Source organism: Candidatus Arsenophonus phytopathogenicus, from assembly GCF_056113345.1.
This window is the reverse complement of the sequence record NZ_JBUIOB010000017.1, coordinates 1,868,958-1,880,705: the sequence shown is the minus strand read 5'-3', so window position 1 is coordinate 1,880,705 and position 11,748 is coordinate 1,868,958. Positions and strand designations below refer to the sequence as shown.

Genomic DNA, 11,748 nt, shown 5'->3' with positions numbered 1-11,748 from the left:
AGCTATTCATCCTCCGCTTCATCTTTGTCATTATCATTATTTTCGTTATCTGTTAACGATAAGTTATCTTTTAACGACATAGCTTCACCATCACGGATCATCCGTAATTGGGCTTGCTGTGGATCATCACCACTACGCACATCAGCACCAAAACGAAAGACAGATTCGGTGATCATAAAACGGTGACTGTCATTTTGTAAAAAATGAACCATTCCTAATCGGCGTAGGCGATTAAGCGAAGTGCGAAGCTTTTCTTGTAATTTTTGTTTATCCAAATCCGTCCCTGTTGAGCGCTGATTGACAAACTTCAGTAGTTTACTTTCATCCGCTAGTGACAATAGTTCTTCAAACAGTTCCTGCGCAGTAAAAATACCCTGATTCGAAAGTCTTTCCGGGCTTAAATAAAGATAACAAAGAATTTTGCCAACCATCATATCTAATTCAGATAAAACTGAGCGAGGAATTAATGTGGTCGAACGTGGACGTAAATAGAAAAAACCTTCTGGCGCACGGATCAGCTCAACATTATAGCGAGCATAAAAAGCCGTTAATTCCTGTTCAAAATCCATCAAAAAGGCATGATTATCCAGATCATCAATGCCAATATGACGCCCAGCTCGAAGCTGGCTATCCAATTCAGGAAAAAGGGAGCTGACTAAAGCTTGTGCCAACTTTACTGGCATAAATTGTTCAATATTTGTCGATGACATGTGCCTGTACCTTGGCTCCGTAATCATTAATCGCTAACCATTCAGGATGGATACCTGAGAAATCCGCTTCTGCTATACCTAACTTAACTGCCTGATCGACAATAATACGCGCAACATCAAAATGCCGTTTCTGTGGATATTTAGTTAAGTAGTCACGTAATATCAAACCAATATCCAATGGATGCTGATCTTTCTTATAACCAGCCAATGCCTGCTCCATTATTTCAATCAGTTGTTCATTAATCTCATTAAATTCTTCATATTCCAGTTCAGCTGGCAATTCACCCGTCACTTCTTCATTACTCAATACCAGATCTTCATCACGCACATCAAACAATCGTTCGGCATTGGCTACCGTTAATACCCAAGGATCGGTAAAATAATTTTGCACCGAGAGGCGCAGGCGTTGCGAAAATATTCTATTTTTATCCATATCGATGGCAGTACGAATGAATTTGTGCACATTGCGATCATAGCCAATCCAGAGATCGATAGATTGTTGCCCCCAGCTAATAATTCGATCAAGCTTACTTTGTAGATCAAATACTAGCTTATCAACCAATTCTGAACCACCTCCATTCATATTGGCCTCTTGGATACGTAACAAATTAGTCTGTAATTTATCACCAGCCGCTTCTAGCGTATCTTGTAATTCACGTAATGTACCGGAAGTTTCCGTTAAAAGTTGTTCACAATTGGCAATCGCTGCCTGCCAATCCTGACTGAGTAATGCGGAGATGTCTTCCTTTACACTATTTTGCTGTTCATCCATCACACGCTGTGACATATCAATACTGTCAAAAATTTCTGCCACCGAATATTTTAATGGCGCAAAGACATGGCGATGCCAATGAAATTCATCTCCCCCTTCTTCTGCGGCATCCGCAGCTCGACTTAATTCACCAGCTACTATCGAAAGTTGCATAGATAAACGTAAGGAAGAAAATTCCCGCTGGCGAATGTAATAATCACTGATGCCTATACCAAGTGGCGTTAAACGGTAAATTGCATTGCCTTCAATGATTTCACTTGAAAAACGATTAAATAATTTCTGCCTTACCATATCATTAATGGCATTATTAGCTCTGGCAGTAACCGTTTCTGCAGTCTGCTCGAATCCTTTACTGACTTCACGAAAAGCATCAATTAATTCACCTTCACTCATTTCGCCATCGAGCCGCTCACTATTAAGAACAGCAACAGTCAATAAAAAGGCCAGACGCTCAGCAGGTAATGAGATTGAAAAATCATTTTTCCGCGACCAGGATACCAATTCCGGAACAGTCTGAGAAAATTCACCCATAATTCATCCTTTCACATAGACTTGCATGCCATAGCATGAATATAGCGCCCCAGATCAATATAGGGGTGTTGTCGACAATAACGCTGCTCCAAAGCAAGCAACGCCGGAAAATCTTTATTTTGTAACTGACGGCTTTGTAGATAATCATGAAAAAACCCGTACACCTGTTTTACCAACTATTCTAAAATCAAATTCTGCAAGCCATTGATATACTGTTTCTGGTAATAACGGATTTAGAGGAGTAAGTAAACGTTTGCGGCGTCGCTGAATATTAGGTGTCGCTAAATGGAAGTTACCTAATACAGCATTTCTCATCACCAACCCATTCGCATTATAAAACATGATAGAAAATGCGCCACCTAGGTTAATTATATCTGCTAGGGTTTTTATTGCAGATTTTTGTTCACTGATCCATTCAATAACTGCATGAAACAATACTAAATCAACTGCTCCCATTTCTGTTAAATATTGCGTAATATTTTGAACGGAAGAGTGAATGAATTACATGTTATGGCTTATTTTTTTCTTTAGCCAATAATTTGGCGCGTTCAAGCATTGTTGCCGAAATGTCACAAGCAATAACTTGATGCCCCATCGCAGCTTGCTTGCAAAAAAACCTTCTCCCCCCACCCGCGTCTAATATTTTTAACGGCTTATTGGGTAATAAATCAAGCAAAGAGTTAAGATCCTGCCAAATAACAGCTTCGCGTATTTTTCCCTTGGTTGTACCATAAATATTTTGTGTAAACTTATCTGCAATATCATCAAAATTGCGATCTACCATGAAAAAATACCCCGATAACCACTATTATAAAACTTAATCGCCATTAACGATAAAAATATCTATTCAACCTACATATTGTTAATAAAAAAATAATATTTTCATTGAAAATGATTTCTATATTAACAATTTATTAACTATTATCTATATGATTAAATTATACTATACTCGATAAATTGATTAACTAGGATTGAAACATGCTGTTTACATTAAAAAAATACATTAGTGCGCTTTTAATGCCATTACCTCTCCTTATTTTAATTAGCTTTATCGGATTATTACTACTTTGGTTCACTCATTGGCAAAAAAGTGGCAAATGTTTAGTCTCTTTTAGTTGGTTAACTATTTTGTTACTAAGTCTACAACCTGTCGCTGATAAATTACTACTATCGTCAGAAGGTGTGTTTAACAAACGCTATGAACTTTTGCACCCTAAAAAAGAAAACATCCAATATATCGTTGTACTTGGAGGAGGATTTACTTACAACCCTGATTGGCCGCCAAGCGCTAACCTTATTAATAATAGCCTGGCTAGAGTGACGGAAGGAATTCGCCTTTATTCTCAATATTCAAGGGCTAAATTAATTTTTACTGGCGGGCGCGGTAACAATTTAATCAGTAATGCTGAAGTGGCAGCAAAAGTCGCACTATCGTTAAGGGTACCAGAAACAGCCATAATTACCTTAAGCGCCCCCAGAGATACCCAAGAAGAAGCCTTCGAAGTAGAAAAAATCGTTGGCCAGCAACCTTTTCTATTGGTGACTTCAGCTAACCATATGGCACGCGCTGAACGTTTCTTTATAGCTAGAAATATGCATCCCATTACAGCACCCGCCAATCAACTTGCTATTACCTCACCATTACAACCCTGGGAAAAATTTTTCCCATCGATTCACTTTTTTTCCCACTCAGAACGCGCTTGGTATGAATTTATTGGCTCAATATGGCAGTCGATAAAAATTGACAATACCCAACCTCTAATGCTCAGTTCCAATGTAGTGGAATAGATAGCTTTTTATAATTGGTGACATCAGAATAATTTTAACTAGGGAAAAATGCTTTCCGAACAGCATCGAGATCCTGCTGATTATCAACCCCAGGTCCTGGTGTTTTAACTGCCAGGGCTACATGAATTTTTTCGCCGTACCACAGTACACGTAGCTGCTCAAGCATTTCTATCGTCTCTAACGGACTTATCGACCATTGGATATAACGACGAATAAAACCGGCACGATAAGCATAAATACCGATATGACGCAAAAAATGCTGGCCAATTTCCATTTTGCTAACGGCAAAGCGATCACGTTCCCAGGGAATAGCCGCTCTGGAAAAATATAAGGCATTGCTCTGTTTATCCGTCACAACTTTGACAATAGTCGGATCAAATACTTCCTGTGGATCATTTATCGGTGCCGCTAATGTTGCCATGCCGACATTATTTAGCATCAGATTACTAGCTAATTGATTAATTATTTCTGGTGGGATTAAAGGTTCGTCACCTTGTACATTGATAATAATTTCATCGTCAGAGAATTTATATTTTTCAATAACTTCCGCTAATCTTTCAGTGCCTGATTGGTGGTCAACGTCGGTCATGCAAACCTCTCCATTGGCCGATTGCGCCACATCAAATACGGCCTGATGATCAGTCGCCACAATAACTCGCGTCGCATCTGACATTAGCGCTTTTTCCATTACTCTAATAATCATAGGTTTGCCATGAATATCAGCTAACGGCTTGCCCGGTAAGCGATTAGAAGCAAAACGCGCCGGAATAATAACTGTAAACATGTTACTTTTCTTCATCTAAAGGCAACTCACGAGCTTCTTCTTTTAATAATACCGGTATGTTATTACGCACAGGATAAGCAAGATGATCAAATTTACAGATAAGCTCTAAATTTTGTTTATCATAGACTAGTTTGCCATGACAAATAGGACAAACAATGATATCAAGTAGACGGAGATCCATATATTCCTCATCAAAAACGTAATTTAAGATGAAACCAGAATAGCATAAGCATGCATCACCGTTAACTTTAATATCTGCTCTAATGTGTATTTGTCAGTAATCTGACAAATTGGCAGCTAACATTAGGTTAAAATTCATAAGCGATAACATCAGCGGCAGCAATGCCATAAGCGTTACGCGTAACTGAAAATTCAACACACTGGCCTTCTTTAAGCCATTTATTTTTAGTGTTCGCAATAGCTCGACGATTAACATAGATATCTTGACCGCCATTCACTGGGGAGATAAATCCATAGCCTTCTTTTACATCAAACCATTTGACGCGACCCATTTGTAATTGTAATTTCATAATAAAACTCCTTTTGTTCACTAGGTGACAAAATTTCATTTTCTCCTAGTGCCTAGTGCTCCCTACTCTTTTATTAAGCTTTCGATAGAAACCCCATGTTTTCTTTCACCAAATACCCTTAATGTCAGAGTAGTATTATTATATTAAAAAAACACCAACTCAGTAGTGTCTGGTGATATTTAGGATTTGTTTAAACATCAAACAACATAACACATGCCAAATTATTCATTACTAGAGTTTATCAATCAGATTTGATACTAAATAAAATTAAAGGATTTTTTATTAATGAAATAATAGCTGGCGTGGTATAATTGAAATGAAGTCACTACATTCCTAACTAGATTCCACTTATAGTTAACATGATAATGTTATTATTTCAAGCATTTTTACCAGACTTGACCAATTCACTAATGGCGGAAAGGGTTTTTCCTGCACCAGGCTGTGCAAGTTGAGCATTTACTGGCAGATACCACCAATTTAATTGAGCAAAATGAAAACATTTCACTGCGTCCTTTTCAGTCATTAATAATGTTTGATGTTCAGTCACTAAGGTTGTTAGTTTAGAAAACTCATAACTCTGGTGATCAGCGAAAACGTGTGTTGCAATTAATGGCACTCCTTTTTGTTCAAGACTTGAAAAAAAACGTGCTGGGTGCCCAATTCCTGCAATGGCAACAACTTGCTCCAACTCACAGACTGGGCGTTTTTCACCGGTCAACATATTGATAGCAATATCGCCTGTTAACTGCATGGCAATCTCCCCATACTTAGCGATACCACCATTAGTAATAACAGCATTAACGGTATTCAAACGATATTGACATTCTCGTAATGGACCAGCAGGCAGCAACCAACCATTGCCAAAACGACGGATACCGTCGATAACAACGATCTCAAAATCCCTTTGTAGTGCGTAATGCTGAAGACCATCATCAGCAATAATAACATCCAGTTTTTGTTGCTTTAGTAGCATCTTAACTGCGTCTACTCGTTTAGGGGAAACTGCAACTGGCACAGAAGTTCGTCGATAAATTAACACAGGTTCATCGCCGGTTTCTTTTATTGATATACTTTCATTAACTAATAGCGGATAAGAAGTTGCTTTACCGCCATATCCACGGGATACAACACCAACACGATAACCCCGTGATAAAAGCTGCTCAACTAACCAAATAACAACCGGCGTTTTACCATTACCGCCGACAGTCAAATTACCCACAACGATAATAGGTATCGGCGCTTTCCAACTAGAGAAAATTGCTAAATGATAGCCAAGGCGTCTTAATCCAATAATCATGCCATATAATATCGACAACGGTAGTAGCAAAAGATATAGCCACGAACCACCTAACCATATTTTATGAATCATTGTTTAAATTGCGTGCTATAAAGTTGAGCATATGCCCCATCGCACTTAAGTAGAGTTTGATGGGTACCTCGTTCAATAATTTTACCATCCTGAATAACTAAAATTTCATCTGCATTTTCTATTGTCGAAAGACGATGGGCAATAATAATCGAACTCCGATTTTTCTGTAATTCGTCCAATGCTGCCTGAATCGTTCTCTCTGACTCAGTATCAAGTGCAGATGTAGCTTCATCAAGAATTAATATAGATGAGTTATGTAATAAAGCACGCGCAATCGCAATTCGTTGCCGCTGCCCACCAGAAAGCGTTACACCATTTTCACCAATAACGGTATCTAGTCCATTATCCAGTTTTTGAATAAAGTCCATTGCATAAGCCATCTTAGCGGCTTTTTCGATCGCTTTTCGACTGAAACGACCATCGGTTGCGTAAGCAATATTATTGGCAATAGTATCGTTAAAAAGATATACATGCTGAGAAACGAGTGCGACTTGACTGCGTAGAGAGCTTAAAGTGTATTCACGTAAATCACGATAATCAAGCAGTATTTGACCTTCATTAACCTCATAAAAGCGGGTAATTAGATTCACAATAGTCGATTTTCCTGAACCTGATCGTCCGACTAGGGCTATGGATTTCCCTGCCGGTATTTTAAAACAGATATCATGTAATGCAGGATGCTCTTTTGTTGCATACTTAAAGGTAACATGTTTAAACTCTATTTCACCTTTCGCTTTTTTTAAGGTTAACTTACCCTCGTCTTTTTCCTGCTCCATATCTAAAATGGTAAACAATGTCTGGCATGCGGCCATACCTCTTTGAAATTGTGCATTAACATTTGTTAATGACTTTAATGGGCGCATTAATGCAAACATGGATGAAAAAACCACACCGATAGTGCCTGCTGTCAATGTTTGCATAACTTCAGGAAAACTCGCGATATAAAGCGTGAATGCTAATGCTAGAGAGGCTATCAGTTGGATAATAGGATCATAAATAGAAGATGCCGTCACCATTTTCATCGTTTGCCGACGCATATGATTACTCACTTTGCTAAAACGCTCAGTTTCAACTTTTTGTCCACCAAAAATCAAAACTTCCTTATGGCCTTTTAACATCTGTTCCGCACTAGCAGTTACTTGTCCCATGCCAGTTTGCATACTTTTACTAATATTCCTAAAGTGTTTAGAAACCGAGCGAATGGTTAGCGCAACAATAGGAGCAATAACAATTAATATTAGTGAAAGATGCCAACTGTAATAAAACATCAGCCCAAACAGACCGATAATGTAAGCGCTTTCTCGAACAATAGTGATTAAAGCGCTAGAGGAAGATGAAGCGACTTGCTCAGAATCATACGTTATGCGAGAAAGTAAAGTTCCTGTCGACTGCTGATCAAAAAAAGAAACCGGCATCCCCATCATATGACCAAACAAACGCCTACGCATATTCATTACAACTTTACCAGAAACCCAGACAATACAATAATTGGAGATAAAACTCGATATCCCTCTTATCAGCATTAGCCCCAATATAGCAATGGATAACCATTTTAGTGTGCTGTTATCAGCTTTACCGAAACCTTCATCAAGCAAAGGTTTTAATAAAGAGATCATGAATGCATCGCCGGCAGCGTTAATAATTAACGCAACAGCAGCCACACTTAATCCCAGTTTAAATGGCAAAATCATAGGCCATAGTCGGCGAAATGTTTGCCATGTAGAAAGATCTTTATCATTCATTATCATTGTCTTATTAAATACCCATAAAAATAAGCCGTTTATTTTACTTGAGAAATTTCTAAATACCAAACTGCTGATGATACCAGCGAGGATAAACTTCCTGTCTATAACGCATTATTTCAATTTTATCAAAATAGAGCTGCGATATAATTTGCCCTGATTCCGCTGTACTCAGCCAATTTGCCCCTATATTCTCATATCGTTGGCGTACTTTATCAGAAGGTAAACGCCAACGGCTATAACGTGCAACAGAAGTAAGTGCATATTGCGGTTTAATTGCTTGAATAAACGCCATCGTCGACGAAGTATTACTACCATGATGAGGAACTTGTAATAAATTAGCCGGCAAATTTGCTATTGCTAGACGCACGAGTTCTTTCTCCGCTGTTTTTTCAATGTCGCCAGATAAAATAACCGAATGATAGCCATCACTATTTTTTTATCACACACGATTCATTATTATGTGATTTTTTTTGATCAACTATTGGCCATAATACTTCAAAATGTAATTTCTGCCATTGCCAATAAATACCTCGATGGCATGGAAAATGATTTTTTATCAAAGTGACTTCTGATCTTTAATCCAGGATAGGTTAATAATAAACCCACTACCCCACCAGTGTGATCGATATGATTATGACTAAGTATAACGCCTTCAGGTGTTAAACGATGATATCGTAAATAAGGCAAAATAGTACTATTAGCAATACTGTTTTTCTTCCATGAAATACCGGTGTCATAAATTAACACTTTTCCCTGTCGCTCAATAATAATTGCTAATCCATGCCCCACATCTAACATAATCAATCGCCAAAGAACCAAATCGCTTTGTTTCATGGTCGTGATTGACCAATAAATTAACATTATTATCAGCAATTTATACTACACAAACCAACTAAACTGCCAACATAAAATAATAAGCCATGCTAATATCTAAACCTGAGATAGCCATCAAATACGCAATACCGGTTCGTTGCAATTGTTGCCTTAATACGGGTTCTAATAATCCACGTTTCCCAAACATTAAAGCATAAATCACCGCCTGATTATGATATTTACTGATAACATTAACCGACGCTGCAATTACCTTTTGCCTTAAAGAACAGTGTTTATTCAATATAGTAAAGTTTTGAACCTTAAACGTTCCTAGCAAGCGTTGACTTATGGCATAACGTTGTAAATCAAACCCACCTTCATTTAATAAACTATGAACGGGTTTTAACCGTCCAGAAAAAGTGAGTTTTTGTCCGGCACAAAAAAATTATTTTTGGTCAGAGCATTAGGCTTAAACTGAAGATAAGCATACAATATCGGAAATGATTCTTTATTATTGATTAACAACCTTACTTTTATTCGAATATTATTATCCCTATTAATTAAACTATCTTCAATAATGGCTAAATGACGTTGTTCTTGCTGACTTAATAATTTCATTTTTTTAATAAATGAAATATTATGTTGTATAAAACATATTAATCAATAATTTAAATATAATAAATTCATCTTAAATTATTTTTATATACACATTTATGTACAAATTATTTTTCTACCCCTCACGTGCTATCTTTGCCATAACGCAAAGAATAAAACCGCAGTCTTTCAAAAAAAACCACTTACACTCAACCAACAACTAATAGTTAACAACTTCCTCCAACGTTGGTAATAGGATGCCCCTTGAATGGGGCTGTTATGTCTATTCTGGCTTTTTCGGCCAGTCAATATCTGGCGCAGTGGTGGTGTCAATATCATTCAGTTTCACGCTGTACATTTCCCAGGCCCGTAGCGCGGTTTTTTCACTATTGGTCGCCATCCCTAAACGTACTTTACGGTCAAGCAAGGTGATTTTTGATTCCGCTTCGTCGATTAACTGGTGTTTTGTTTGATTTGCGGTGTTGATTTGGTCTGCTTTTATTGCCTGAGTATCCGTTACCCATTTTTTGCCATCCCATTTATCGAATTTCGTCGCGGGTGCTAACAAGGTAAAGCCGGTTTTTATCTCGCCGGGGTAATCAACGGTATAGGAAGCACGATTGAAGGTATTGTATACCGTCTTGCCGCGGTGGTCTGGCACGTATCGCCACTGGGTGCCGTCAGCACTGCGAACAACAGCAATGTCGTCATTATCGGGAAGCTCTGGCGCATCGATATACGAATATTGGCTGACACTAACCCCTTTGTACACTAATTCCATTGTCGCGCCAAAATATTCATACGGCGGTTCATGCCTCGACATATAGGTTTTTATCCAGCCTCGGTTTTTAGCGAAACCGTTTTCATCGATTTCCGCTTTGGGTATTTCTGTACTGTATTTCACTATGCAGCCCTCACTATGTATAAAAATGCGATATTTCGTGGTCGGTTTTCGTGTGCGGTGGGGACAACACGAGAAGGATCAAAAGAAGCGACACCACCCCAATCATCATTATCCCCGCCAGAGGATTTTGCGTTGAAATACGTGTCTACTCTAAAGGCACCGTCCTCGGCAACAGGAGACCAATTCCACCCGCGGCGCACATAGCCAATACGTCCGGTGATATTGCGTATAGCGTCCCCTTGATTGCTTAGTACTTTTCTATCTGGGTCAGCGTGTCCGTCTAAATCCAGACCTCGAATAAATTCACCGCACAAATTCGGCAATATCCCAGAAGGGTAAGCGAGGGCTAATTGGGGATAGTCGACTGTCGTGAACGTCTGACCTCGGCACACAAAGTACCCATCCGGTGCGGTGGCGTGTGGCCAAGGAATCGGCGCGCCAACCGGATAATTGTTAATCGCGTCAACATCCGCGGTTAATGCCAGTGTGCCATTCGCGTTGTATGGAATATTGATTATTCCTTTTCCATAGGCAAAAAACGCACTATTAGGAGAAGTTTGAAGCGCGCACACAACACCATCTTTTCTTTCTATCATCAGGCCGGAGTAGTCTTTGCCACTTTTGATAACGATATTGCCGGTTCTGAGTACTTCCGGTGAATTTTTCTTGGCATAGTTGTCGTCACAGGCTTTTTGGCTCAGCACTTTGTCGGTCGAATCCCCCGTCGTCTGCAGGACGCTTGCTTTGTCGAGTTTCTTGTTGATTTCATCAATACTCACCGTTTTCGCCAAGTCATAAGCGGCTTTGACCGCTTTGGGTGTGGCGGCTTGCGTTTCATCATCGCTATTCGTCGCACTACTGAGTTTCGTTATCCCTGCCACGGTTTTTGTGGCAGCTGGCACGGTATCATTAACGTTTTTCGATAAAGCACTAATGAGTCCGGCTTTCAGTTTGTCAACGTTGCCGTCGTCCAGTACATCACTGTTATTGGTCTCCGCAATAAATTGCGCCACCACGTGCGCTATCATCGATGCCTGCCGCCAGACGGTATTGAGTTCCTGCGAACGTGCCACCCCTGCATTAAAACCGTTAGTGCGTGCGGTGAGTTTTTCATACTCCTCTGCCGGCAATACGTTAGCCCCGTCCGCAATCCCAAACGGTAAAATTTCATTTTTTGCCATTAATATTCCTTAATTTTTCTACCACTT

Annotated in this window: 14 protein-coding genes and 1 pseudogene; 1 reads left to right on the top strand and 14 read right to left on the bottom strand. The window is 39.1% G+C overall.

The genetic code is table 11. The annotated features are described in order from the left end of the window. Positions 1-2: 2 nt before the first annotated feature. From mukE to cmoM, 3 genes and pseudogenes are all read right to left on the bottom strand, one after another. Positions 3-710, bottom strand: a complete 708-nt coding sequence (gene mukE, locus AC01GB_RS13715; RefSeq protein ID WP_032116338.1) for a chromosome partition protein MukE — start codon at positions 708-710, stop codon at positions 3-5. Next, positions 691-2,013 (bottom strand): chromosome partition protein MukF, encoded by a 1,323-nt coding sequence (gene mukF, locus AC01GB_RS13710; RefSeq protein WP_474452241.1) that lies wholly within the window; start codon positions 2,011-2,013, stop codon positions 691-693. Before mukF ends, mukE begins: the two co-directional genes overlap by 20 nt. A gap of 11 nt (positions 2,014-2,024) precedes the next feature. After that, positions 2,025-2,797 (bottom strand): annotated as a pseudogene (gene cmoM / locus AC01GB_RS13705) (tRNA uridine 5-oxyacetic acid(34) methyltransferase CmoM). Between the two features lie 194 nt (positions 2,798-2,991). Here cmoM and elyC point away from each other — a divergent pair. Further along, on the top strand, positions 2,992-3,801 hold the full coding sequence (gene elyC / locus AC01GB_RS13700) for an envelope biogenesis factor ElyC (RefSeq protein WP_474452240.1): 810 nt from the start codon (positions 2,992-2,994) through the stop codon (positions 3,799-3,801). Positions 3,802-3,835: 34 nt separating this feature from the next. Here elyC and kdsB read toward each other — a convergent pair whose 3' ends face one another. The 11 genes from kdsB to AC01GB_RS13645 all read right to left on the bottom strand — a co-directional run bounded on the left by kdsB (position 3,836) and on the right by AC01GB_RS13645 (position 11,670). Next, a complete protein-coding gene (gene kdsB / locus AC01GB_RS13695) occupies positions 3,836-4,585 on the bottom strand; it encodes a 3-deoxy-manno-octulosonate cytidylyltransferase (RefSeq protein WP_474452239.1) in 750 nt (249 codons plus the stop codon). Position 4,586: 1 nt separating this feature from the next. Next, complete coding sequence (locus AC01GB_RS13690; RefSeq protein ID WP_474452238.1) at positions 4,587-4,766, bottom strand: Trm112 family protein; 180 nt, start codon at positions 4,764-4,766, stop codon at positions 4,587-4,589. Positions 4,767-4,893: 127 nt separating this feature from the next. Beyond that, complete coding sequence (locus tag AC01GB_RS13685; protein WP_474452237.1) at positions 4,894-5,115, bottom strand: cold-shock protein; 222 nt, start codon at positions 5,113-5,115, stop codon at positions 4,894-4,896. A 376-nt stretch (positions 5,116-5,491) separates the two neighbouring features. Then, positions 5,492-6,484: a tetraacyldisaccharide 4'-kinase gene (lpxK, locus tag AC01GB_RS13680; protein ID WP_474452236.1), complete on the bottom strand. Its 993-nt coding sequence runs from the start codon at positions 6,482-6,484 to the stop codon at positions 5,492-5,494. After that, on the bottom strand, positions 6,481-8,229 hold the full coding sequence (msbA, locus tag AC01GB_RS13675) for a lipid A ABC transporter ATP-binding protein/permease MsbA (protein ID WP_474452414.1): 1,749 nt from the start codon (positions 8,227-8,229) through the stop codon (positions 6,481-6,483). The genes lpxK and msbA overlap by 4 nt, the downstream gene beginning before the upstream one ends. 55 nt (positions 8,230-8,284) lie before the next feature. Further along, positions 8,285-8,596: a hypothetical protein gene (locus tag AC01GB_RS13670; RefSeq protein WP_474452235.1), complete on the bottom strand. Its 312-nt coding sequence runs from the start codon at positions 8,594-8,596 to the stop codon at positions 8,285-8,287. Positions 8,597-8,724: 128 nt separating this feature from the next. Next, positions 8,725-9,063: an MBL fold metallo-hydrolase gene (locus AC01GB_RS13665; protein WP_474452234.1), complete on the bottom strand. Its 339-nt coding sequence runs from the start codon at positions 9,061-9,063 to the stop codon at positions 8,725-8,727. Between the two features lie 58 nt (positions 9,064-9,121). After that, positions 9,122-9,343, bottom strand: a complete 222-nt coding sequence (locus tag AC01GB_RS13660; protein WP_474452233.1) for a ComEC/Rec2 family competence protein — start codon at positions 9,341-9,343, stop codon at positions 9,122-9,124. 101 nt (positions 9,344-9,444) lie between these two features. Next, the gene (locus AC01GB_RS13655) at positions 9,445-9,660 is read right to left on the bottom strand and encodes a hypothetical protein (protein ID WP_474452232.1); all 216 of its coding nucleotides are present in this window, start codon (positions 9,658-9,660) and stop codon (positions 9,445-9,447) included. 259 nt (positions 9,661-9,919) lie between these two features. Then, positions 9,920-10,540: a tail fiber assembly protein gene (locus AC01GB_RS13650; protein ID WP_474452231.1), complete on the bottom strand. Its 621-nt coding sequence runs from the start codon at positions 10,538-10,540 to the stop codon at positions 9,920-9,922. Next, the gene (locus AC01GB_RS13645; RefSeq protein ID WP_474452229.1) at positions 10,540-11,670 is read right to left on the bottom strand and encodes a phage tail protein; all 1,131 of its coding nucleotides are present in this window, start codon (positions 11,668-11,670) and stop codon (positions 10,540-10,542) included. The genes AC01GB_RS13650 and AC01GB_RS13645 overlap by 1 nt, the downstream gene beginning before the upstream one ends. Positions 11,671-11,748 lie beyond the last annotated feature (78 nt).

What these genes read in the sequence shown, in the direction of transcription:
- AC01GB_RS13665 (WP_474452234.1), bottom strand. Translation starts at nt 9,063, where the DNA reads ATGAAACAAAGCGATTTGGTTCTTTGGCGATTGATTATGTTAGATGTG.
- mukE (WP_032116338.1), bottom strand. Translation starts at nt 710, where the DNA reads ATGTCATCGACAAATATTGAACAATTTATGCCAGTAAAGTTGGCACAA.
- mukF (WP_474452241.1), bottom strand. Translation starts at nt 2,013, where the DNA reads ATGGGTGAATTTTCTCAGACTGTTCCGGAATTGGTATCCTGGTCGCGG.
- AC01GB_RS13690 (WP_474452238.1), bottom strand. Translation starts at nt 4,766, where the DNA reads ATGGATCTCCGTCTACTTGATATCATTGTTTGTCCTATTTGTCATGGC.
- lpxK (WP_474452236.1), bottom strand. Translation starts at nt 6,484, where the DNA reads ATGATTCATAAAATATGGTTAGGTGGTTCGTGGCTATATCTTTTGCTA.
- AC01GB_RS13655 (WP_474452232.1), bottom strand. Translation starts at nt 9,660, where the DNA reads ATGAAATTATTAAGTCAGCAAGAACAACGTCATTTAGCCATTATTGAA.
- elyC (WP_474452240.1), top strand. Translation starts at nt 2,992, where the DNA reads ATGCTGTTTACATTAAAAAAATACATTAGTGCGCTTTTAATGCCATTA.
- AC01GB_RS13685 (WP_474452237.1), bottom strand. Translation starts at nt 5,115, where the DNA reads ATGAAATTACAATTACAAATGGGTCGCGTCAAATGGTTTGATGTAAAA.
- kdsB (WP_474452239.1), bottom strand. Translation starts at nt 4,585, where the DNA reads ATGTTTACAGTTATTATTCCGGCGCGTTTTGCTTCTAATCGCTTACCG.